At 52.7% G+C, this 24,003-nt stretch carries 13 protein-coding genes; all 13 read right to left on the reverse strand.

The features are described from left to right. Positions 1 to 49: 49 nt before the first annotated feature. Complete coding sequence (locus B153_RS0105955; protein ID WP_020595770.1) at positions 50 to 1,585, reverse strand: sulfatase family protein; 1,536 nt, start codon at positions 1,583 to 1,585, stop codon at positions 50 to 52. Positions 1,586 to 1,667: 82 nt separating this feature from the next. Then, positions 1,668 to 3,008 (reverse strand): Gfo/Idh/MocA family protein, encoded by a 1,341-nt coding sequence (locus tag B153_RS0105960; protein ID WP_020595771.1) that lies wholly within the window; start codon positions 3,006 to 3,008, stop codon positions 1,668 to 1,670. Positions 3,009 to 3,188: 180 nt separating this feature from the next. Next, positions 3,189 to 5,465, reverse strand: a complete 2,277-nt coding sequence (locus tag B153_RS0105965; RefSeq protein ID WP_020595772.1) for an alpha-L-rhamnosidase-related protein — start codon at positions 5,463 to 5,465, stop codon at positions 3,189 to 3,191. 137 nt (positions 5,466 to 5,602) lie between these two features. After that, the gene (locus B153_RS0105970; RefSeq protein WP_020595773.1) at positions 5,603 to 7,900 is read right to left on the reverse strand and encodes a DUF7133 domain-containing protein; all 2,298 of its coding nucleotides are present in this window, start codon (positions 7,898 to 7,900) and stop codon (positions 5,603 to 5,605) included. 8 nt (positions 7,901 to 7,908) lie between these two features. Beyond that, positions 7,909 to 8,736, reverse strand: a complete 828-nt coding sequence (locus B153_RS0105975) for a ceramidase domain-containing protein (RefSeq protein ID WP_020595774.1) — start codon at positions 8,734 to 8,736, stop codon at positions 7,909 to 7,911. 12 nt (positions 8,737 to 8,748) lie between these two features. After that, entirely contained in the window at positions 8,749 to 10,293 is a 1,545-nt protein-coding gene (locus B153_RS0105980) for a hypothetical protein (protein WP_020595775.1), read from the reverse strand. Between the two features lie 13 nt (positions 10,294 to 10,306). Beyond that, a complete protein-coding gene (locus tag B153_RS0105985; RefSeq protein ID WP_020595776.1) occupies positions 10,307 to 12,313 on the reverse strand; it encodes an NPCBM/NEW2 domain-containing protein in 2,007 nt (668 codons plus the stop codon). 191 nt (positions 12,314 to 12,504) lie between these two features. Continuing rightward, on the reverse strand, positions 12,505 to 14,751 hold the full coding sequence (locus B153_RS0105990) for a DUF7133 domain-containing protein (protein ID WP_020595777.1): 2,247 nt from the start codon (positions 14,749 to 14,751) through the stop codon (positions 12,505 to 12,507). A gap of 14 nt (positions 14,752 to 14,765) precedes the next feature. Beyond that, on the reverse strand, positions 14,766 to 16,772 hold the full coding sequence (locus tag B153_RS0105995; RefSeq protein WP_020595778.1) for an NPCBM/NEW2 domain-containing protein: 2,007 nt from the start codon (positions 16,770 to 16,772) through the stop codon (positions 14,766 to 14,768). A 151-nt stretch (positions 16,773 to 16,923) separates the two neighbouring features. Then, positions 16,924 to 18,444, reverse strand: a complete 1,521-nt coding sequence (locus B153_RS0106000; RefSeq protein WP_020595779.1) for an alpha/beta hydrolase-fold protein — start codon at positions 18,442 to 18,444, stop codon at positions 16,924 to 16,926. A gap of 27 nt (positions 18,445 to 18,471) precedes the next feature. Then, complete coding sequence (locus tag B153_RS0106005) at positions 18,472 to 19,947, reverse strand: alkaline phosphatase D family protein (protein ID WP_020595780.1); 1,476 nt, start codon at positions 19,945 to 19,947, stop codon at positions 18,472 to 18,474. 24 nt (positions 19,948 to 19,971) lie between these two features. Beyond that, complete coding sequence (locus B153_RS0106010; RefSeq protein WP_026261938.1) at positions 19,972 to 21,561, reverse strand: arylsulfatase; 1,590 nt, start codon at positions 21,559 to 21,561, stop codon at positions 19,972 to 19,974. 32 nt (positions 21,562 to 21,593) lie between these two features. Beyond that, on the reverse strand, positions 21,594 to 23,924 hold the full coding sequence (locus tag B153_RS0106015) for a GH92 family glycosyl hydrolase (protein WP_020595782.1): 2,331 nt from the start codon (positions 23,922 to 23,924) through the stop codon (positions 21,594 to 21,596). Between the last annotated feature and the right edge of the window lie 79 nt (positions 23,925 to 24,003).

Below are 24,003 nucleotides of genomic sequence, written 5' to 3' on the forward strand. Positions count from 1 at the left end.
TTTTTAGCTTGGTGCCAATCCAAACAGATCCATTGTCAAAAACTTCAGCTTAATGGCTCGTAAGTCTCGTTTTGCTCTGTTTAATGGCCGTCAGCAATTCGGTCAGTTCCCTGACTTTCTCAGGATGCTGCTGGTAAAGATTCGTTGTTTCGAGCTGATCGGTGGCCAGGTTGTAGAGCTGCCCAATGGGTTCGCCGGGTTTAGGCTTAACATCTCTAGGTTCAGTGAAACCGCCGGAGCCTAGCCCTTCGATCAGCTTCCAGTCTCCTTTGCGAATAGCGTAATAACCAATGGATGAGCTATGTACCACGGCGGGCTGGTTGCGAACCTGCTTGGCCTTACCCTGCAAAACAGGTAGTATGCTGTAACTATCTTCAGGCGCAAATTTTGTGTCGGAGCTACCGAGTATATCGGTGCAGGTAGCCATCAGATTGGCGAGTGTTGTGGTGGCTGCACTGACAGTTCCGGGCTTCACTTTGCCGGGCCAACGCACAATAAACGGAATTCGGTGCCCACCCTCGAAAGCGTCGCCCTTCATGCCCCGAAACTCTCCGGCTGCTTTGTGGTTAAACTGCTTCACGAAGTTTTCGCGCCAGTAGGGGCCGTTATCGCTGGCAAAAATGACAATGGTATTGTCGGCCAATCCTGAGGATTCCAATGTGCGTAATACCTCGCCAACAGCCGCATCGACTTGCTGTACGAAAGCACCATACTCGCCCGCTTTCGATTTTCCGGTATATTCCTTTTTGGGTACCCAGGGAGTATGTGGGGCGGCAAAGGGTAGGTACAAAAAGAAGGGTTTGGCCGATGTTTGTCGCTTGAGAAACGCATTGGCTTTCTGAACAAATGTGGGCAATACCTCATAAAAGTCGAAGGACGGCGCCATTTTGCCCTCACGCCAGAACGGTCCTGTGTAGCCCGATTCCAGTTTGTTGCCGTTGGTATAAGCCGTGGGCTGATCGGTTAGCTTCTGGTTTTCGAGGTAGCAGTAGGGCGGCATGTCAAGCGAGGCTGGCAGAATATACGAGTAGTCGAAGCCGATGGTGTTAGGCCCTTGGGTTGGCTTTTGCGAAAAGTCGATAACGGCGGTGTCCATCTCGGTTTTGATGCCGTAATTCTCGGTCGCCAGCAACTGCTCGTTGCCTTTTTTCGGAACCCAATCGAGTCCTAAATGCCACTTACCGATGACTCCGGTTTGATAACCATTCTGTTTCAGAAATGAGGCCACCGTTGGGCGGTTGTTTTCGATCAGAGTCCGGCTGTAGCCACGCAATACGCCAACAGGCAGGCGGCTGCGCCAGGGATAGCGGCCCGTCAGTATCGCGTAACGCGTTGGCGTACAGACTGATGAAGGGGAGTGGGCATCGGTGAAGCGCATACCCTGGGCAGCCAGTTTATCAATATTGGGCGTAGCGACTTGGCCGTCAGGATTATAGGCCGATACATCGCCGTAGCCGAGGTCGTCGGCCAGAATATAGAGAATGTTGGGCCGTTGGGTCTGTTTGGATTTTGTAATTAGAGCGATACAAACAACAAGGCAGGCAAGGGTAGTAAAAGCAAAGCCGAGTCTGGCGAATCTGTTCATTGAATGAGGGTTTCGACACAGTGATGCAGCGCGTACAGGATTTCTTTAGGCTGTACGCGCTGCACCTGTATTCAGTAAATACTTAAATCTTGATGGCCCATTCGTTTTTCATGGGACGGCCAAGTAAGGCGTTGGCTTCGGCATCGCCCTTAAACTGCTCCTTCTTCGGATTCCATTGCAGCGCCCGGTTCAGTCGGTAGGCAATGTTACCAATGTTACAAACCGAAGCGGTCCGGTGACCAACTTCGACGTCGCAGATAGGCTTGCTGCGTTTGCGCATGGCGTCGAGGAAGTCTTTGTAGTGGTTCTCGCTTTTATACACATGCTTTTCACTGTCGCCGATGACTTTGGTTGCCAGCGAAGCAGGCGTTGTTTCAAGCTTTCGACGTTGTACCCGGATTTCGCCTTCAGTACCCGTAAACAAAATGGCGTTGCTCCAGTCCCATTTTTCGTGGGTCATCACAATGCCGTTGTCGTATTTATAGGTCAGGAAGGGATGGTCTTTGCCGTCGGGGGCAATTACCTCAACCGGGCCGCTGTTGTCCATATCCAGCGCCCATTGCACGATGTCGAACATGTGAGCCCCCCAGTCGGTGACCATGCCCCCGCCAAATTCCCGGTAGTTCCGCCAGTTGGGGAATACATCTTTAGACGTCGGTGGGGCCAGTTCGGAGTTAAAGGCTACGGGCTCGTTGGGGCCTAACCAGGCTGGCCAGTCGAGTCCTTCGGGGATGGTTTCGGCGGGAAGGTCGTAGGGTTTTGGCGGAGGGCCCACATTGACTTTTATGCTTTTGATCTGGCCGATGTAGCCGTTGCGCACCAGTTCGGCCGTTTGCCGGAATTCGGGCCATGACCGTTGCATACTGCCCGTCTGGAATACGCGGTTATGCTTGCGGGTAGCATTCACCATTGCCCGGCCTTCTTTCACGGTCAGCGAAAGCGGTTTTTCGCAGTAAATATCCTTCCCGGCTTCGGCGGCCCGAACCGCAACGGCCGCATGCCAGTGGTCGGGCGTCGCAATCACGACGGCATCAATGTCTTTACGGTTCAGCAGTTCCCGGAAATCATTGTACACCGGAATGTCCGAATACTTACCTGCATCCGGGGTCTTTTCGTAATGCGCCTTGATACGGTCCAGTGTCAGTTGCGCCTTGGCTTTATACACTTCGCTGATGGCGATGATCCGGGCCTCGTTGGTGCCCAGAAACGACGATGTCAGGCCACGACCTTGTTTGCCGGTGCCAATAAAGCCGAGGGAAATCATGTCGCTGGGGGCCAGATACTTGGAGCCATCGGGCTTTTTGCCGCCCAGCACAAAACGGGGAACGATCATGAAGCCAGCCGCTGCAGCAGTGGCTTTGCCGAGAAAGTCCCGACGGGTAAGGGGTTGTTTTTCTTCCATAATGGTATTGGGTTTAGTCATTGGATGCTGGTCATTAGGTGGCACAACCGTGGGCTGTGTCCTCACAGCCCACGCGACCATATGGTTTTGGTTTATAGATAGGTGAGCTGTGAGGACACAGCCTACGGTTATAGTTTTTTTCTAATGGGACCAACAACCAATAGCTAGTGACCAATGACCAAATGCCCAATGACGGATATTTTACTTCAGTTCTACTACATGGTTACCAGCACCTACAGCCGGTAACTGGAAAAAGCCATTACCAGCCTGACTCCTAATCGGTTTTCCGTCTAAAAGTAACCGTGTTTTTCCCGCCAATTGTGGCATATAAACCGTAGCCTGGCTACCACCCGGCACATGGATTGACATCGTTTCGGTAGCTGCTGTCTTTTTTATGGCAACCGTCACCGCACCTTTAATCGTCGGAATGGTAGCGGTGGCTTGTGTCAGACGGCCTAATTGGGGTTTTATCTGAAACGTGTCGAAGCCCGGTGTCAGGGGTTCAACGCCCATCAGCTTTCGGACGATCAGATTGGCCGGAGCCGCTCCCCAGGCATGACTAAGATCGAGGTTGGGCTTAAAGGCGATGTCCCAGGCTTCCATCGAGATGGTTGAGCCAACCCGAATCATGTTGTACCAGCTTCGCTGGGTCGTGGCTGTCAGAAGATCGAAGGCGTAATCGCCCATACCCGAGTCGTACAAGGCATCCATTAGAAACTGAGAACCGTACACGCTGCACGCCATCCGGCGGCTTTTGACGAATTCCCGAACAGCTTTTACATCCTCGGTCGGAACCAGCCCAAAGGCCAGTGCAAACATGTTGCTATGCAGCGAGCAATGGCTGGTTTCATCGCCGTCTTTGATCAGGCCCGTTTGGGCATCTCTAAATACACTTCTGAATGCCGAAAAAACCTCCTGCGCCTTCGCTTTATAAAAAGCTGCGTCGTCGGGCTTGTGCAGGGCTTCGGCAATCTGTTGCATCAGTACCAGATTTCGGTAGTAGTAGGCGTTGATGACCGAATTGTAGGTTGTGAAGACAAAACCGTCGGTTTCGCCTTTATGCTCTTTTTCGGGGCTAATGTACTCGCCGTTCTGGGGCCAGTCGACAATATCGTGCAGACCACGCCGACCATCGAAAAGCTTTGTAATATGGATTGAGGTCAGAAAATCGTCGGTTTGTTTGTTGGTTCGGGTACTGATGAGTCCGTTTGGTCCGGCCAGTGGCATCAGGATTTTCTTCTGAAGTTCAGGGTAATAGGTTTGCAGGAGCCGGTCGTCGCCCGTATAGAGGTAATCATTCCAGGCAATCAGCACGTTTTGCAAACTCCATTCGGTGGGCCAGGTCGGGTGGTAGAGCAGGTAGGTCATGCTGCGTCGGGCCATGCTGTACTCGGCATCGACGGCGTAGTGCGAAAGCTGGTTAATGAGCGCGTCGGCCTCGTACGGTATCCGTTCCCGGTCGCCATCGACGTAATAGCCCGTAAAACTGGTAGCCTTTATGGAATATTTACAGAGGTCCCAAATCTGGTTCAGTATCGTGTCGCTGGAAGTGAAACTTGCCGCTGTTTCGTCGAACGGATAATGCACCATCGTCCGCTCCACCGACGACTGATCGAAGGCCCCTTTTACGTTGGAAACCGTTACGTAGCGGAAGGGATACACCTCACCGATGTAGGCGGGCATCAGCACCGGGTCGCGGCTGTTGCGTTTGGCATCGACGGGCCAGTCAATCTGGTAGGTATGAGTTCCCTTTTTTACAGGCAAAGCCGTTTTAAGGTAGCGGATGCGCTGTCCAGCTTTAGGGTTAATGGTGTAGGGGGCGGCTATGGCTTCGCCCACGGCTACCCAAACCGTATCGTCGGCGGGGCTGTTCAGGTGAAGCGTTAACTGGCAGAGCGCGTCTTTGCCAAAATCCAGAAAATATGTGTCTGGGGCTGTTTTGTGAATCAGTTTCGGCTGTTGTGGTTCGGCTACCAGCGGGTAATGCGCAAAACGTTCGGCGGGGTCTGGTTCGCCATGGTAAAACGAAGTGGCTGGCGCAAACGACGTCAATTGCCCTTGAGCGTTCCAAACCTGAACCGTCCAGTAATGGACAGTACCCGCCACCAGCGGCTTACCGGTATATGTTGCTCTGGTCTGTGCCGAAGCCTGCCGGTTCGAGTCCCAGTAATCGGCCTTGCCGGGGATTAGCAGGGCAGGCGAGGAGGCCACTAAAATCCGGTACGCCGACTGTTGTGGTACTTGTTTCGCCAGTTCCCAGCTAAACGAAGGCTGCTTGCTGGTGATGCTGGCAAACTGGTACTGTGTCGACTGTTTAGCGGCCTCTTTTAAGCTTGTTGTTACGGGTAAACCTCGCTGACTGACGGCCTGGGTATTTGCCAGCAGGTCGCACCGCAGGCGTTGGGGCGCAGGCAGGGATTGGCTGTAGGCGAAGTTTATAATACCTGAGATGAAAAAAGAGAATAAGGCTCTAAGCATTTAGTATAAGTTATTTAGCACATTTTGTCATCCCGACGCCAGGAGGGATCTCACTGGTTTCTACCTTGGAATAGCCTAAGATCCCTCCTGATGTCGGGATGACAAAGCAAGGTAGTATCAGCATATTTTCTTACTACTCATTTGACTGCCGTTGGGGGTGGAATGAGCGACTTCTCCAGTTCGTCAATCGTCCAGGCTTCCCGACCGGAAGCATACATAGCCCTGACTTTTTTGACATCGTCGGGCTGAACCACCGCCGACTGCCGCCCTTTAATGCCCCGCGACGAGGTGCCGACAAATTCGTAGCGGATGTAGCTCAAGACGGAGGCAATCCATTCGTCGGAGTTATCTTTCATCGACGCCATTTCGCTGGGAAAGGTTTTGCCGTCAATCGGCCCTTTCAGGCCGTGTAGCAAAATCCGAATGGCAAAATCCCGGTCGTTATTGACGTGTTTGGCACCGCGCAGGGCCGGAGCCGCATTGGTGGGCAGTCCGTTGCCATCGCCACCATGACAGGGCGAGCACATACCTTTGTAAATCTCGCTGCCAGCCAAAATTAGCTTACGGTCTGGAGCCGGAAAGCTCCCCAGTTTCATGCCGTATATTTTGGAGTCTTCGTTGCGGTCGATGCTATTTTTGACCCGCTTTATCATCTCATTGTCAGGGTTTCGGGTCAGAATTTCCTGGGCAATCTGCTGAGCCTGCGGGTGCTTATTAGACCCTGTCGACAAGAGTAACTGGGTTCGGACGTCGTAATTTTCGTCGTCGATCAACTTTCCGACGTGGGTCAGCATGTCGGTGTCATTTTGTTTAAGATACCGTTCGCTGATCCAGATGGCGGCTCTGCGTATTTGGGCGTCGGTATCGTTGAGGGCAGTATTGATGAGGTCTTTGTCAACGGCGTCGAGTCCTTCGAGTGTCCAGAGGGCATGGAGTCGACCCAGAGCAGGGGCATTTTTCTTGCCAGTAGCCATTGCCCGCAACTCAGGAATAACCGATTTGTCGCCAAGAAGAATAATCTGTTTCTGGGCGTTGTCGCGCCACCAGCCATTCGGATGGGCCAGGTACTTCACCAGATCGACCGCCGGGATATCGAGCATTTTAGGTTTGGGGCCGGGCTTGAAGTCATCGTGTACCAGTCGCCAGATTCGTCCACGCTGATTGATTTTGGCCAGGCCGTAATAGTCGATTTTGTTCCGCAGAAACGTGCCTTTCTGTGTCCAGTTCGACTCCTGAATAATACCCCGGTTCATATCAATGATGTAAAGCAGTCCGTCGGGGCCGGTGTACGTATTTACAGGCCGGAAAAAGAAGTCTGTGCTGGCAATAAATTCCTTGTGGTTGTAGACGTTTTCGAGGTAAGTCTTCCCGGCCCGATTAACCACCTTCGCCCGCCGGATAATACGTGCTACGGGTTCATTGATTAGATAATCGCCCACTAAATCAGCGGGTAAGCGGTCGCCCCGAAATATGGACTGCCCATTGCCTGATGTGAAGTGATTGAGCGTGCTATCGGGCCGTAAACGCATAGGGCCTCCCTGTACTTCGGGGTTGGAAATCCGCGACCAGACGGGGCTGAACGTGGCTTCGTCGTAGGCATCGGCAAACTCCAACGCTCCATATTTTGGATTGATCTGAAAGCCCGAACCGGCGTTTTCACCCCCTCCGCGACTAAAAAACAGTCGTCCGTAATTGTCGTAGGTTAGTCCCCACTGTCCGTTGGAGCCGCTATGCAATGAGTCGGGCTTCAGCACGCCATTGACGTACCGAAACCGGATCGGGTCTACCGTCTGGTAAATGTAATTGTCGAGGTTCCAGACCAGGCCACTGCGTTGGTGTTCCAGATTGCCGGGGGCTACTTTGCCCACGACGTAAACGGGGCGTTTCTGGTCGGCCACACCGTCGCCGTTGGTGTCTTTGTAGCTAAAAATGTCGTAGGTATCGGTTTCGTTGACCAACAGTTCATGATTGACGCACAGGAGCATACGGGGCAACAGCATGTCTTTGATAAACACGGTGCTTTTGTCCATTTTGCCATCGTTGTTGGTATCTTCCAGCAACATGACCCGGCTCTTTTTGTCCTTTGTACCCGTGCCATCGGCATCCTGCGTGTAGGTTTCCATCTGAGCCACATACATACGGGCGTTGCCATCCCAGGCAATGGCTACGGGTTCGGTAATCATCGGCTCGCTGGCTACCAGTTCCATGTGATAGCCAGGTGGCAAAACAAACGCTCGCTGGCTTTGCTCGGGGGTAAGCGGAGCAATCGAAAAAGGGGCCAACGGCTGGGTGGTGTCACTATCAGCGTTTTGCCTGGCAACCTGGCTTATGGTTGTGTTGGTGCTGGCCGGAGTTCTGGCGTTCATCTGCACTTTACAGGCATAAATCAGTGCGGATAAGGCCAGAGTGCCGAGGAGTAATGAGTTGGTTTTCATGTCGGAATTCAGGAATCAGATCTTGTAAAACGAAAGAACGCATAACTACAAAAGCTACTCAGCCCCGTTAATAAATGCCAGATGGCATGGCCCTGTACCAGTGAATGGGGGTTACAGCCAAACTTGTGCACATCCAGTGTGCGAATCTTTATGGCAACGACAATCAGGATAAAACTAGCAATGGCAACCCAGCCGTAGCGTTCCTTTCGGAACTGGAAATAGTTGATTCCGGTCAACAGCAGCAAACTGAGAATCAGGGCGGGGAGCAGAATGCCGCTTGGAATCAGCAACGAAATTTTTAAGAACAGAATAATCAAAACCACTAGCACAACCAGCGACCACTGTTTGGCCGACTCGCTGAAACGGACTTTATGCAGCACCTGATAAAGAGCGATACCTACCAGCGTGAGGGTAAGGCCATACGTGCCGTTCATATCGACGCGCTGACCGATGTACGTAAGTGATGCATGAAAAAAGGCACTCCCAAAGCTTAAATAAATAAAACAAATACCTGCCAGGGCCGATAACAGGGGAAAGCTCTTCAGTCGGTTACGTGATTGTAAATCCCGCTTTTTGTAATCGCTGACGGCAATTTGCAGCACCAGTATACCCAGGAAGAAATAGGCCAGATTCGAGTACGTATTCATCGGCTGATGAAAAAAGCGGTCCGTATGGTTAAACTCGCAATACTCAACCGTCAATGCCGATTTGCTTACCTGCATACCCGCCCAAACGTCACCTTTCAATAATGTGTTTAAATTAATCCAGCCAGCAAACATCCAAAAAGTTGCAGTAGCAGAGCGGAGAAGCATTCGGGTCATGAGCGGCAGGGGCATAGTCGTGGAGGATTAATTGGAGGGAGAAATTTCCAATAAAGGCTTCGTTTGATCCCAGTCGGCTGGTATTTCGTATCGTACTCTAATAATAGTCGGGTAAGCCTCGGCTACCGCCAAATCTTTCTGGATCGATTTGGGGTCTACCTGTTCAACAGCTATTCGTTTCAAGGTAGTTTGGGGGCGTAGCATCATTGGCGAGAGAGTCCACGACGCTTCCGAAAATGCTCCAATTGCTGCGTTGGGGGCATACACATACAGGTCAAGGGTAGTCGCTTTGGGGTCGGCACGATACACCGACAGAGTCGTTACGTTGACCTTAACATTCGTCTGACCGTTGCCGGGAACCAGCAGCCAGCCGATGTCGCCGTTGGCGGTTTTCCAATGGATGGTGCCCGTTTTAATCTGATTCCACACCCGCCGGTTACCCCAGATACCCCCCATCATCCAGTCGCGGTTGATTAGGGCCGTTACTTGTTTAAGGGTATCACCCACGTAGTTGTTGGGTACTTTTTGGCTAATGAGGTGCGAATTCGTAAAAACTTTAAGGGCTGCCAGATCGGCCTTGGGAATCGATAACCCCAGATTGAAAATGGGCGCGAGGTTACCCATTTCGCCGTATTTCGGAGCTTCGGTAGTTGGTGGGATAGGGGCCTGCTTTTCGTTGTCGACCGCAATCGCAATCCAGATGCCCATGATCGACAGGTACTTGCGCATGTCCATGCCATAGCCCCGAAAATAAGGGCCTACCATGTTTTTGAGGTTCGGGTTATAGGATGTAGTCGCTTCGTGCCAGAATTCGCGTTCGAGAATTTGGCCCATTTGCTTCAATTCGGGCGAAAAAGCCAGTTCGCGCCATAGCGCAATCGCAACCAGGGTAACGCCGTAATAGGTCGGCGAATTGTATTCGCTAAAGGTATGGTGCCGCTGATACAGGTTGAAAATGTCGTGCGCTTTTTTGAGGCCTGCCTGCCTTAATTCATCGATTTGAAATTCTGTGCCGACGTATTCCATCAAAAACGAACTCATGATCGAGATGTTGGTGTAGTCGGGCGCGACGTTGCGTTTCAGGGCACCTTTGGCCGCATGAGTTAGGCCAACTTCGATTTCCTTCCGAATGTCGTCGGGCAGTAAATGGCTGTATTTTTTGCGGATAATGATCAGGTCGCAGCCGATAAACTCCCGCCAGTTCTGGTCGAGGTTGTCGCCGTCGATAGAGGTTTTCCAGATGCCGTAAATCTTGGTGCTTTCGTCGCGGTACTGATTTTTTAGAATCCAGCTCAGAATTTCAGCCGCATTCTCTTTGTCGCCGGAGTGGTTGCGGAACAAAAGAGCCTCGGCCAGCCGGGTTTTATTGCGTAGGCTGGCGCGGTTGGTCAGCACATCGGCCACTTTTTTGCCCGCCGGGATTTCATCGGCCAGAAAGTCATCAAACAACTGTTTCTGGTACGGTGAAAGGGTTTCGTAGGTGTATTTTTGGGTATGAAGTGCTTCCGTCTGGGCCAGCAACGGGCTTACGCCGATTGTGAACAGGAATAGGGTTAAGGCGAGGGTTTTCATGGTTTTCAGCGGTTTATTTCGCTATCCGTAACAGCACTACCCCGTGATGCCAAATCTCGGTTTTAAACGAGCCATCGAAGGTGCCGAGGTCCTTTTGCCGCCAGACATCGCGGAGCTTGTACTTGCCTTTCAGACCGATGCTGGCGAAGTCGAAGGTATAGGCGTTGGGTTTTTCATTGTCCCAATGAAAATAGGATGCCGGGGTTTTGCCGTAGTCCGCTGTGTTGAACAGGCCGACCGCATAGGAGCCATCTTCCAACGGTTTTACCCAGATTTCGACGCCGTTTTGCTGGTGTTTCAGCCGGGCCGCTTTGCCCAGCGGGTCCTGGTTGATGGCAATGACCTCGTCGTTGGTGAGCAGGTTCAGCGTGAAGTCGTCCAACTGTTCCAGGGGGCAACCAATGAGCATAGGGGCCGGTAGCAAACTGAAAATACTCACGTGGCTGTATTGTTCGTCGGGCGTCAGACGAGTGTCGTGCATGACCGGGCCGATAGACACTTTGCCCAGAATCATCATGTCGGGGTCACCCCAATGGCCGGGGCCGGTGTAGGGTGCCCATTTGTCCAGCGTGAAGGAAGTCCAGTAGAGGCTCGTCCAACTGTCTTTGATGTCGGGGCCGGTTCGGTAGAGTTGCGACAACCGTGCCCAATCCGTCACTTTCTCGAACGGGGCGTTGTTGGATAGGCTAAAGACAATATCCCGGCCCGACTGCTTCAGGGCGGTCGACATGCGCTCGGTTGAGTTCACGTCGATACGCCAGTCGTATTTCAGGAAGTCGAAACCCCATTCGGCCATTTGTTTGGCGTCTTCAGTCTCGAACCGATACTTGCCGATGTGATTGAACGCCCGACGATTCACCATGATGGTCTCGTGGGTTTCTCCGCCCTGTGCCGAATCCGACGAAGCCCCTACGTAACCGCCATAACTCGAGATGTACGGCGTGGAATAAAGCCCTGCTTTGAGGCCCAGCGAGTGGATGTAATCGACCATTTCTTTGAAGCGGGGAAATTTGGCATTGGGTTGCAGGGCGTTGAGCGTTCCGCCCCGCTTGCCCTGCCAGGCATCGTCGATGTTGATGTACACCCAGCCATGATCGCGCAGTCCTTTTTTGACCATCGCATCGGCGGAGGCAATCACCTTTTCGCGGTCAATATGGGCCTCCCAGGAATTCCAGCCGTTCCAGCCAATGGGGGGCGTCAGGGCGATGGTATCACCAATTTTGATGGTTAGTTTTTGGGTGGCGGTCCCCAGTGCATTTTTCGCGGTAAGTGTTACGGGATAGGTGCCGCGTTGGACGACTTTGCCCGTGATGATGCCTGTTTTAGGATCGAGCGAGAGGCCCGCCGGTAGCGGATCGGCGGAATAGGTCATGGGTCGCTTGCCGGTGGCCGCGATGTAATACAGGAATGGGTTGCCGGGCGTAACGCCGATCACTTTGGCCGAGTTGATTTTGGGGGTTGGCTTCGGGGCTGGCGTCAGCAGGTAGGGCTTATCGGGATTCTGGATGTGTTCGGGCATGGCGCTGCCGAGCATCTCCAGCCGCGCATCAATCCAGTTGCAGTACGTCCGCTTGTTGCCGACCCCGCCCACTTTATCGGTGACCAGCAACCCAAGCCGTTGAATGCCTGTCAGATCGACGTCGACGGGTACGGGAGCGTCGCCTATACTCATTTCCCGGCTTTCAAAAAGCACCTTACCATCGCCCAGGACGTAGAAAGTCAGCGCAATATCTTTATTGCCCATATCGTCGGGGCCAACCAGGGCTGTGAACCGTTTGGCCTGTTTATTCAGCGCAAACGCCAGTACGCAGGGCGATTGGGCACCTAATCCCCGCGAATACCTGACGCCTTTGGTCCGTAGGGTATCATCCTGGTAGTTGTGTTTGGCTTTCACCGGGCGAAGGCCCTCGGAGTAGGTCTGAATTTCCAGATCGTCCAGCCAAACGGTGTTGGTGGTTTGGGCAAAAGTGCTGTTTGTAAGTAGTAAAAGGAAAAGGAAGACAGTAAAGGGCTTAGGCATTTGGTAAAAGTTATCGTTTGGGTTTAGGAATCGTGTCAGTAACCTCACCCCCGGCTCCTCTCCTGAAACCAGGAGAGGGGAGTTGACAACGCCAGCCTTGCTTAATTAAAGGGCGCTTTGAGGTGATTAGTTAGTCTAGTAAGCACCCCTCTCCTGAAACCAGGAGAGGGGCTGGGGGTGAGGTCGTACACTTAGTTTTCAAAGTCAGTTTCCAGCAGTTGTTTTTCGGTGAAAACACCACTGCCGGCCGGTTTTTTGTCTCTCATCTTTTTGACATCATTGTTCGAAATACCTTTCCCCTGTTTGGCAAAAGCGTTCTGCGTAAATCGGATGATGTCGGCAATGTCCTGGTCGCTAATGTCCTTATTGTTGAGCAGCGCGGGCATTTCGTTATTCAGTTGATATAATTTCCCGTCCACATGAATCGGTCCGCTAACCCCGTGTAAAATGATTGCAGCCAGCCGCTTCATGGAGCCGTCGATGTATTCAGAGCCTTTGAGGGGGGGCGCTAAATCCTGAATGCCTTTGCCGTCGGCACCGTGGCAGGTTGCACAAATGGTCCTGAACAGTTTTAGGCCCCTTGTCCGGTTATCGACCTCATTCTTTTCGACAACATAAATGGAGTTCATCTCTTTCCGTTGTCGCTTGCCGATGGTATTTGTCAGGCTGTTTTTCAGCAGGTCGGATGGGTTCATTGAGGCCAGATATTGTTCTTCTTTTCCATCGAGTGCGCTGGTAATGGCCTCCTGAACAACGCGTTGCGTCGCGTATTTTTTCTCAATGGCCGATAAGATGGGCATGAACGTAGCGTCGGACAGGTTGAGCCAGCCTGTTAACGAAGCCGCCAGATAGAGATCAATCGTTTCGTTGTTTTGCGCAGTCAAGTTGTCCGCAATCGCTTTCATGCTGGCTACCCGCTCTTTTGTAGCAAAACGCTCCAAAAGCCCTACGGCATGGGCGATGGTTTCGGGCTGCTTCGATTCGGCGATGATGTTATTCAGGCGTTCAAACGTCAGGGCGTTGAGTCCGTCGAGTACATAAAGCGCGTGAATAGCCGTTAAAAACTCATTCTTGCCTTTGGCCAGCGTAATCAGTTGATTGACAATCGTAAGGTCTTTTCGCTGAATCAGCAGTTGCTGCGAACGGTCTCGTAACCAGCCGTTTGGACTACTGAGTAAAGTCACAAGGTCTTTGGTGGTCGCCTTCGATAAGTCGGGTACGGGAGTTGCTTTTGCAGTAGTGCTGGTCACTTTCAGAATGCGCCCGGCATGTTGTAAGGTATCCAGTTTTTTGTTGGCAAGCTGCTCGGTCAGGTACTGCGAAATATAGGCTTTGTGCTGAATGATACCCCGGTGCATATCGACCACATACATGGCCCCGTCCGGCCCAACAAACAGATTTACAGGGCGGAACCCTTCGTCGGTAGAGGCTATAAACTCTTTGTTCGGTACAGCCTGACGGGCACTGGTCTGAAACGGTTTAAATTCCAGCACGTTTCGTTTAATCAGGTTGGCTTCGGGGACGCAGACAAACGCATTTAGATTGTACGCTTCGGGGAAAGCACCACCCCGATACACCAAGGGGCCACAGGCTGCTGTCACATCTTTCAGTAGCCCTTTCTCATCCAGAACGCCCGGTTGATAACCCCGATTGACCGACGTCTGGTGGATTGGGTACACTCGGTTGTTGCCTAAACGCTGATGCTCGGCAGCGAGAGGCTTGAAATACTTATTCTGAATGACCTTGTTCGGCAGCACAAAATCGCCCTGTAGGTTGGTCGAATTGTTGTTGTAGTAGAGCCGCCCAAAGTTGTCGTGGGTGACGCCCCACTGCCCCCGGTCGGTAGTTGGTTCTTTAATCCATTTACCGTTTCGGCGCTGATACCGGAAATTATAATTGGCATTGTAAATCCAGTTGTCGACGTTCATCATCAGGCCGTTGGACGAATGTTCGACATTGCCCCCTTCGGCATAGACCGGATCAACCAGGGTTTTCTTGCCGGGTTTATCGTTGACGATTTCGACAAACCAGAGTTTGGGCCCATCTACGTATAACAACCCGCCGTAGACATGCGCCAACCCTCTTGGTAGTACGAGTTTATCTAAAAAGATTTTAGCCTGGTCGGCCACGCCATCCTTGTTGCGGTCTTCCAGAATAACGATCCGGCCGTTGGGCTCCTCCTCGCCGATGCCTTCCAGATTGGGCATATAGCCAATCATTTCGACCACCCACATCCGGCCTTTGTTGTCGAAATCCATGCTTACGGGCGCGTTCAGTAACGGCTCCGAAGCAATTAAACTCAATTTGAAGCCCTCTTCAACCTGATAGTCGTTGAGTGAAAATCTAGGTTCGTTGAGCGATAGGTTTTGAAACCCTGCCATGAAGGCAGCAAGCACTACGAGTACAGTAATAGCTAATTTGAATGGTCTTTTAGCCATGTTTGTTTTTGATTTTATTTGCCCGGAAACATTCGGAGCATCACCAACCCATGATGGCGGATAGCCGTTTTGAATGCTCCCGTAAAGTTACCAAGGTCTTTTTGTCGCCACACATCCCGTAGATTAAAACGGCCATGAAGACCAACTTTAGTAAAGTCAAACGTGAATGTTTTTTCCGTTTCATCACCCCACCGAAAATACGATTTGGGCGTTTTGCCAAAGTCACCGACATTGAACAGCCCCACGGCATAGGAACCGTCTTCGAGTGGTTTCAGCCAAATCTGCACCCCGTCGGTTTCCTGCACCAGCCGGGCTGACTTACCGAGTGGGTCCTGGTCGATGGCAATGACCTCGTCGTTGGTGAGCAGGTTCAGCGTAAACGGATCGAGTTGTTCAATCGGGCAGCCGATCAATAAGGGAGCAGCCAGTAAGCTAAACAAACTCACGTGGCTGTATTGTTCGTCGGGTGTCAGGCGGGTGGGGTGTAGTTGCGTTCCGGTGGTTACGTTGCCGACGATCATCATATCGGGGTCGTTCCAGTGGCCGGGGCCGCCAAAGGGTGCCCATTTGTCGAGCGTGAAAGCCGACACAAACAGCGAGTTCCAGCTATCGCGAATGTCGGGGCCGGTGCGGTAGCTGTTGGTGAGCCGCGCCCAGTCCCGGACGTTGGTAAAAGGGGCTGAATTGGAAATACTGTAGTGAATATCCCGTCCCGACTGCCTGAGCGCCACCGCCATACGTTCGGTAGAGGGCACTTCGATGCGCCAGTCGTATTTGAGGTAGTCGATGCCCCACTCGGCAAACTGCTTAGCGTCGTTTGCCTCAAATCGGTATTTGCCCACGTACCGATACGACCGTTTGTTGGCAATAATCTCGTCGGTAATATGCCCATCTTCAAAATCCGACGAGCCCCCCACGTAACCGGCGTAACTGGTAATCATGGGCGTAGAGTAGATGCCGGTTTTCAGCCCCAGGGCGTGAATGTAGTCTACCATTTCCTTGAAACGCGGAAATTTCTCATTCGGCTGAATGGCGTTGAGCGGCCCTCCGCGTTTGCCCTGCCAGGCATCGTCGATGTTGATGTAGGTCCAGCCGTGGTCACGCAGGCCCATCTTCACGAGCGCATCAGCGGAGGCTATCACTTTTTCCTGATCGATGTTGCGCGCCCACGAATTCCAGCCATTCCAGCCGATGGGGGGCGTCAGTGAAATGGTATCACCAATCTTGATTTTCAGGATTTTGGTCGCGGTGCCGAGCGCGTTTTTAGCCGTAACGGTTGCCTGATACGTGCCGCGTTGGGGTAGGCTGCCCGTAATTCGGCCCGTTTTACTATCCAGCGATAGTCCCTTGGGCAAACCCTTAGCCGAAAACGTCATGGGGCGGTCGCCGGTGGCGGCAATGGTGTACAGGAACGGATTGCCGGGTCTGGCTCCGAAAATGCCGGGCGAGTTGATGCGGGGCGTTTTCGGGGGCGTTGGCGTCAGAATATACCGTTCGTCAGTGTTGGGAATGTTTTGGGGCAGGTGGTTGTCGAGCATCAGCAGTTGCGCGTTGGCCCAGTTAGAATACACTTTGGTCCGACCCGCATCGTCTACTTTCACGAGCAGGCCGAGTCGTTTGATGCCCGTCAGGTTCACCTTCACAGGTTTGGGGGCATCGCCCAGGCGCATTTCGCCACTGTCGAACAGTATTTTACGGTCGCCGATGACGTAGAACGTATGCGGCAGGTCGCGGTTGCCTTTATCGTCGACCCCAACCAGAGCTGAGAACTCCGTAGCCTTGCCGTCCAGAAAAAACGCCAGAATGCTGGTGGCGTTGACCCCCACACCATGCGTAAAATAGTGTCCCTTAATCAGCATGGAATCGCCAGCCGCGTTGGTTTTGCCCAATACTGCCGGAATGCCCTCCGAAAAGGATTTGATGTTGATCTCATCCAGCCAGATGGCGCGGGTTTGCTGCGCGTAGGTGGCTGAGGTCAGTCCGCAGATTCCTGCCAGTAAAAGTTGGGTTAAACGCTTCATTTATTTACCAGAAACTCGTTCAGTAATCATCTATTTCCGTGGTCTGTGTCCTCACAGACCACATATTTCATCTCGGTCGGTGGTCTGTGTCCTCACAGACCACGGAAAAGAAAAGTCTATGAGGACACGGACCACGGAAAAGGTCAAGGCTTCATTTTATTTTCTGTGCAACTCGTTCAGCAATCATCGTCAATACGGCTTTGTCGCTCCATTCCTGCCCATGCCCCGCCATGGCCGTAAACCGGACGGTCGCGTCGGACTTTGGATTTTCGGTTTTGTCGAGAAACTTTTGCAGGAACCGGGTAGCTACGTTGGAATACAGGCCGTCCATGTCGCCCATCCAGATATAGATTTTGCCCTGTAATTTCGGGCCGAGGGTGGTCCAGTTGTGTTCCAACACCTTTTTGAGGTCGTACTTTTCCCACTGTTTGGCAATGGTGTGGTCAATCTCACCCGTAACCGGGTCGAACATCAGGGAGGGCAGGCCATCCTTTCCTTTTGGCCCGAAAACGGCATTGTAGGCCCCAAACTGCCCGCCCGAAATGAGGTAATTGCCCGTGCGACTAGCCAGATTCTCGCCCGCAATCCAGTCTTTCATCGAGAACGTTGGCTCCCCGTAAATCGTCCGGCGACCGGGTTGTAAGTAGCCGTACCGATTGTAGAAAATGGTTTTGTCTTCGTAGATGTTGATAAGCCCGTAATGTTCAAAATCGACCGGGTCGGGGCTGTACGACCAGGTGCCATCAAAAAAGTCGGGATAGAAAACCTGTAAGCCCAGTGATACCCAACCGCCCGTCGAATTGCCCGTCAGGAAGCGCATTTTTGACGCGGATTTGTAGCCAACTTGTCGTTCAATTTCGGGAATCAGTTCTTCGGTCAACGCCCGACCACAAGGCCCGTTATTCTCCGAATCGACCTGGTAGGTGTCGCCATACGGGCCCTGCGAATCCAGAAAAACGTAAATCACCTGCGGAGCCGTTTTGCTAAACCACCAGTCGGCAAACTCCTTGTTACCCAACACCGTATTCACTGCCGTGTAGCGCCCGTTCAGACCCGGAATCCGGTAGCAAATGGGATAGGTTTTGCCCGGATTGTCGAAGTAGCCCGATGGTAGGAGCACAGCCGCTTTCAGGTAACGCGGCCGACCCGAAAATGCCGAGAGCAATTGACTTTTGATTTCGACGGTTTTAACAAACTTATTGCTGACGATGGTCCAGGGCGGAATCAGGGTGTTGAGCGTCAGGTTCAGGCTGACGTTGGCCGAAAACTGTACGGAGTCGATGTTGCTGTACAGATTCCCCGGTACATTTTCCTGAGCATCGTCGGGGTTCTGCTTGTAGCCAACCTGGAAATAATACATACCCGACGGGTTTTCGCCCAGCTTATCCAGACCCACCGACAGGGCTTCTTTGGCTTGCGTATCCAGCAAAAAGGCGTTGTTGCCATCCCAGTTTTGTGGGGTAATGCCCACTGTAATTTCGGAGCGGGTGCGGGGCTCGCGTTCCTTCTGTTTGGTCACGTGTAGCAGCAACCGCCCACCTTTCAGAAATGACTGCCGGAGGGCCGGAGCGACCGAAACCCGGACTTTCCAGGACACTGGAATCTGAGCCTGTATGCCGTTTGCGACCAGCCAGCAGGCAAGCAGCAAAAAGGTGAATTGTTTATTTTTCATGGTTGTAGTGGGTAAAAGATATTGTCATCAAACGGAGCGTTCGGTTTGCCATTCGTACACAATTTTGCCCATGACATCGTGGTGATGAAACGTAATCTGGCTTTTGCCTCCGAGCCGCTTAACATCCACCGACATAAAACCACCTTTGACCAGATGAAAGTGGTGATAGGCTTTGTCTTCGCCGGGGGAGCCGCTTGCGTGTTCGTCGCTGGCTGGGCCAATGCTGAATTCGTGCAGGCCGGTTTTAGGGTGTACCGAATGATATTGCCAGTGACGATCTCCGCAAATGACAAAGAAATTGTCCGGTACATTCGCTTTCAGCCAGTTTCGGATTTCGTCGCCCTCGTGCGTAAAGCCGGTGTTGGCGTGGTTGTCGTTTTTCTTGCCACGATCGGGGCCAACCAGCGGTGTCGGGCTAATTAGGATTTTCCAGGTGGCCGTGCTCTCACTCACGGTTTTCCTGAACCAGGCTTTTTGTTCGTTCCCCCAGATGGTTTTGTCGGGGCCATCGGGCATGTCGTTGTCGGAGCGGAAATCCCGGCCATCGGTCAGCCAAATTTGCAGGTCTTTGCCCCAACGGACTGTCCGGTAGCTAAGGCCGGCGGTCATGGGGGCTTGCTGGTGAAAAATGCGCTGGCCTTCGGCAAAGGTAAATTCGCCCATTGTGCCGCCGGGGCTGGAATCGTTGTCGAGCGTGTCGTGATCGTCTTTGAGCCAGTACGTGCCCACATGGCGGTTGAATTCGACCAGCCGGGGCAGGCTGAACATACGCTCCCAGTGGTAGCGGGCCAACCGGGGGGTATAGGCCCGTGGCATATCGTTGTCGTAATAAACCAGATCGCCGGTAAGGCAGGCAAAATCGGGGTTAAGGGCCTGCATGGCTGGGTAAATGTTGTGGCCGTCTTTATGGTCGCGGTCGGGGTAGCCCTGGCAGGTCATCAGGCAGAAACGTACCTCACGGGTCGAGTCGGGTAGGGGGGCGGTTCTGAATTTGCCGTTTGCCGTTGTAATGGGTTGTTTGCCCTTTTGTGCGGTCGATTCGCTGGCGTAGTAGTAGGTAGTGCCTGGTTTTAAGTCGTTTAATGAAAATTGATGGATAAAATCGGTGCTTTCGGCTACGCTGGCCCAATCGGTTGTTTTGGCCTTGACCAATGCGGCATCCGTACCGTAACGAAGCCTTACAAAACCACTGGCACCAGGGCAGGCTCCTTCTAACTGCTCTACCGGCACTTTGACTTCAGGCAGGTTGCCGTCTTTATAGTTCTGTGCCCTACCGGGAATTACCACGCCCGCATTGTTGCGGGTTTTGTTGGCTGTGAGCCGTGTCCAGACAATGGCCGAATGGTCGGTAACATCGCCCACCCGCGTGCCCATTGCCTGATACGCAGCGGTTTCGGTCGCTTGAAAGAGCCAATCAGAAACGGAAGCTGCACTCAGAGCCAGCGAGGCACTCTTCCTGACGAAGGAACGGCGGCTTTCGGGTGAAGGGTGAGTTAGGTTCATGGTTCAGGAATGTCTTGATAGTCTTTATTCACTTTTACCAGCGGGACGTTCCCGAACGCCAACCTGTTGGGCCCAACGGTCGTACTCGGCTCGTAGTTCGGCTGCTAACTGCGGTTGTTTCTGGGCCAGATTGGTCATTTCGCAGGGGTCGGCTTTCAGGTTGTAAAGTTCCCAATCAGCATCTTCGGTGTCTTTCTCCAGCTTCCAGTCCGCTTTCCGAATAGCTTTGTTGCCTTCGTGTTCCCAGCAATAGGTGCGCGAAACGGCTCTGTTTTTACCCCAGAGGTACGACAAACTTTTTCCCGGCAACTCCTTATTCGATAAGCCTGCCAGTTCAAGGCTGGTCGGCACCAGGTCCATGATGTGCCCGATACCTTCGACGTAGCCAGCCTGAGGGCGGATGCCGCGTGGCCATTGCATGATGCAGGGCGTAATCATCCCTCCCTCGTGAACAAAGCGTTTATATTTTCGGAAGGGCGTGTTCGAGACGTTGGCCCAGGGCGTATCGTAGGTAACGTATGAGCCTTTCTCGCCAATTTTCTTGTTGGGGTCGTTGAGTTTGCGACCCTCTACATTTTCGTTCGAGCTACCATTGTCTGACATAAACACGATGAGCGTATTTTCGTACTGCCCGTTGGCTTTCAGGGTTTTAATCAGTCGGCCAATGTTTTGATCCATCCGGTCGATCATGGCCGCATATACCGCCATCTTACGAACCCATTGGGCTTTGTCGGTCACGCTGTTCCAGTCGGGGATATCGGCTGGGCGTGGCGTAAGCGGATAGCGTTTGTCGGCATAGCCCAGTTTTTGCATCCGTTTATAACGGTTGGCCCGAATCACATCCCAGCCTTGTGCATACAGCTTTTCATACTTGGCAACATCGGACTCGTAGGCATGAAGCGGGAAGTGCGGAGCCGTGTAGGCCACATACAGAAAAAAAGGATTGTCGGCTCGTTGTTGCTTTTGCTCGTTTAGGTAATTTATGGCGTGGTCGGTAAAGGCGTCGGTCATGTAAAAACCGTCGGTAGGTGGGGTAAACTCTTTGTCGTCTTCAACGATAAATCGCTTCCCTTTTTCGGCAGGGATGATTTCGTAATAGCTCGATGCCCCGGAAATCAGCCCAAAGTAGCGGTCGAAGCCGCGAGTCAACGGCCAATGCTGCCGACGCTCGCCCACATGCCACTTGCCGACTATGTAGGTGCTGTAGCCCGCCGGTTTCAGCCGTTCGGCAATGGTTGGGTAACGCTCGTCCAGAAAACCCTGATAACTTCCCGGCTGAATGGGCACGTTGGGCATCGTCACCATTTGGCCCATCCCGGCTGTGTGTGGGTATTGCCCCGTAAGCAAGGATGCACGCGTGGGACAGCAGCGGGCGTTGTTGTAAAAGCTACGGAGCTTGATGCCGTTGGCCGCCAACTGATCCAGATTGGGCGTGCTGACTTCACCCCCATAGCAACCTATATCCGAAAACCCCATATCGTCGGCCAGAATGAAGATCATATTGGGTCGTTGCTCGGCGACTTTCCGGGGTTGAAAGGAAAGGAGAGTGCTCAGTATCAGTAACCCAATAAATAGGGAGACCACTGTGAGTCGGTTGTTAAGAATGCGTTTCATGTTTTATCGCGTTGACCTCACCAGCAGCTAGTTTACTGACCGCCCCATGCCTTATTCGGTTGCGGACCCATCTGAAGCGTTAGCTTACCACCGTTGACAACCGTTTCGTGTTTCACCCAGGGGCTGTTGTGCGCTTTACCGTTCAGCGTGGCCGATTGGATGTAGACGTTGCCGGTTGAGTTGTTGGTAGTCTCAATTACAAACTGCTTGCCTTTGTAATACTTCGGGTTGAGCCTGAATGTAATTTTGTTGAAAATCGGGCTGCTCAGTTCATAATACGGCTCCGGCGATGTGCCACCGTTGGTCGAGAAAATGCCCGTTTTGAGCAATACGGCCAGACTGCCCATGAGTCCCTGATCTTCGTCGCCACTATAGCCAAAGTCGGGCGAGATACCGCTGTACACCTTGTCGATGATTTGCCGGGTCCAGTATTGGGTTAGCCAGGGCGAACCCGCGTAGTTGAAGAGGTGGGCCGTTTGAATGCTGGGCTGATTGCCGTAGTTGAGGAACACCCGGCGGTATTGCTCCTGTGTCTCTTTGTCGTGCGATTTGCCCGATACGAAATCATGGTTACGGGCTTTCTCAAACGAACTGTTCAGCTTGGCGGTAAAGGCCTCTTTGCTCCCCATCAGCTTGATTAAGCCCGGCACATCGTGCGGTACAAACCAGGTGTATTGAGCCGCGTTGCCCTCTTCCCAACCGTTGTCGTAGCGCAGAATGTCCACAGGTTCAGCCCATTTGCCGTCGAGAGTGCGGTTCCACATCCAGCCAATGTCGGGATTCCAGATGTTTTTGTAGTTCTCCGACCGCTTCATAAACAGGGTATAATCGTCGGTTTTGCCCAGGGCTTTGGCCATCTGCGCCAGGGTGTAGTCCTGGTAGGCGTATTCCAGCGTTTGAGTGGAGCCGTCCTGGTGGAAACCGTAGCGGGTTTTGCTGAGCGGATGCGGGATATAGCCCCGTTCGATATAGTATTCGATGCCACCGCCTTTGAAGGTATTGTGCTCATAACCAGCCTTGCTCATCATGCCGCCGGGGAAGTGATTCTTGCGTAGACCCTCGTAGGCTTTTTCAATGTCGAAGCCCCGGATGCCTTTCAGATAGGCGCTCACGATGAAGGGCGTCGTTGCGGCCCCGGTCATGACGTAGGTGTAGTTGCCCCCCGCAGGTCCACGCGGAATCAGCCCGCCATCCTGATACATCATCACCATCGAATTGACAAACGACTCCGTTACCTCCGGGTAAACCAGATGCCAGAGCGTATTAATCGTCCATTGCGCTCCCCAAAACGAGTCGGAGTTGTGGTGGTTGAATTTGGGCTTACCGTTAGCATCCAGTGGAATCTGGCGGATTCGGCGTTCGGGGCCAGTCATGTCCGAATACTTGCCGTTGACGTCAGAGATAATCCGGCGACCTTGCAGGGCGTGCCACAGATCGGTGTAAAAGCGGCTGCGGACGGTGTCGGAACCACCTTCAACTTCTATCCGGCTGAGCCAGTTGTTCCAGTCGGTGCGGCTGTCCTGTACCGTTTTGTCAAAATCCCAGTGCGGTAGTTCAGTTTTGAGGTTCAACCGGGCCTGCTCTTCGCTGACGTATGAAATAGCGACTTTCATCTTCCGTACCTCGCCCGTTTTGGTCTTGAAGCTGACATACGCGCCGATGCGTTCACCTTCAATCTGGTTGTCTACCTTTTCGAGTTGGCCTTTTCGCCAGCCATTGAACGAGTCGAAGGGTTTGTCGAAAACGGCTACAAAATAAACGGGTAGAATTTTGGGTCGACGAACGGTGGGGGCCATGATGGCGTAGCCTTCAATCTCCTGATTGCTGACCTTTTTGACGAGACCTTTTTGGGTATCCGACGGCCCCAGAAACGTGCTAAAGTCGAACAGGATATGGCTTTGGTCGGAGGCTGGGAAGGTGTATTTATGGAAGCCAACGCGGGTGGTCGACGTCAGTTCAGAGGTGATGTTGTAGGCATCCAGAACAACTTTGTGATAACCCGCTTTGATAATCTCTTTATCATGCGAAAACCGTGACCCGTATTGGTCGGCTCCCAGATGGCCATTGAAAGGCCCGGTTGTTGGGAGTACAGGTACGCCCGACAATTGCCAGCCGTGAACGTGGCTAAAGCACTTGATGCTGTCGAGGTGGTAGCGGTAGCCCGCGCCCCAGTCGGCATTAACGGCATTGTCGGGGCTGAGGTTGACCATACCAAACGGGCGACTGGCCGAGTTGAAAAAGAACCAGCGCGAGTTGGCCGCATCGACAATCGGATTCACCAGATCGACGGGCTGCTTTTGGGCGTTCACCTGTAGCGCCAGTCCGGTAAGGCAGAGGGTTATATAATGGGAAACAATGTTCATAGCGGCAGTTGCATTCCTTGGCTCAAAACCTGTTTAAACTTTTGTGTTACAGGCGTTTTTGTCATTGCGACGAAGGAGC

Source organism: Spirosoma panaciterrae DSM 21099 (genome assembly GCF_000374025.1).
In the GTDB taxonomy this organism is placed as follows: Bacteria; Bacteroidota; Bacteroidia; order Cytophagales; family Spirosomataceae; genus Spirosoma; species Spirosoma panaciterrae.

What these genes read in the sequence shown, in the direction of transcription:
- B153_RS0105990 (WP_020595777.1), bottom strand. Translation starts at nt 14,751, where the DNA reads ATGGCTAAAAGACCATTCAAATTAGCTATTACTGTACTCGTAGTGCTT.
- B153_RS0106015 (WP_020595782.1), bottom strand. Translation starts at nt 23,924, where the DNA reads ATGAACATTGTTTCCCATTATATAACCCTCTGCCTTACCGGACTGGCG.
- B153_RS0105995 (WP_020595778.1), bottom strand. Translation starts at nt 16,772, where the DNA reads ATGAAGCGTTTAACCCAACTTTTACTGGCAGGAATCTGCGGACTGACC.
- B153_RS0105975 (WP_020595774.1), bottom strand. Translation starts at nt 8,736, where the DNA reads ATGCCCCTGCCGCTCATGACCCGAATGCTTCTCCGCTCTGCTACTGCA.
- B153_RS0106000 (WP_020595779.1), bottom strand. Translation starts at nt 18,444, where the DNA reads ATGAAAAATAAACAATTCACCTTTTTGCTGCTTGCCTGCTGGCTGGTC.
- B153_RS0105985 (WP_020595776.1), bottom strand. Translation starts at nt 12,313, where the DNA reads ATGCCTAAGCCCTTTACTGTCTTCCTTTTCCTTTTACTACTTACAAAC.
- B153_RS0105980 (WP_020595775.1), bottom strand. Translation starts at nt 10,293, where the DNA reads ATGAAAACCCTCGCCTTAACCCTATTCCTGTTCACAATCGGCGTAAGC.
- B153_RS0106005 (WP_020595780.1), bottom strand. Translation starts at nt 19,947, where the DNA reads ATGAACCTAACTCACCCTTCACCCGAAAGCCGCCGTTCCTTCGTCAGG.
- B153_RS0106010 (WP_026261938.1), bottom strand. Translation starts at nt 21,561, where the DNA reads ATGAAACGCATTCTTAACAACCGACTCACAGTGGTCTCCCTATTTATT.
- B153_RS0105955 (WP_020595770.1), bottom strand. Translation starts at nt 1,585, where the DNA reads ATGAACAGATTCGCCAGACTCGGCTTTGCTTTTACTACCCTTGCCTGC.
- B153_RS0105960 (WP_020595771.1), bottom strand. Translation starts at nt 3,008, where the DNA reads ATGACTAAACCCAATACCATTATGGAAGAAAAACAACCCCTTACCCGT.
- B153_RS0105970 (WP_020595773.1), bottom strand. Translation starts at nt 7,900, where the DNA reads ATGAAAACCAACTCATTACTCCTCGGCACTCTGGCCTTATCCGCACTG.
- B153_RS0105965 (WP_020595772.1), bottom strand. Translation starts at nt 5,465, where the DNA reads ATGCTTAGAGCCTTATTCTCTTTTTTCATCTCAGGTATTATAAACTTC.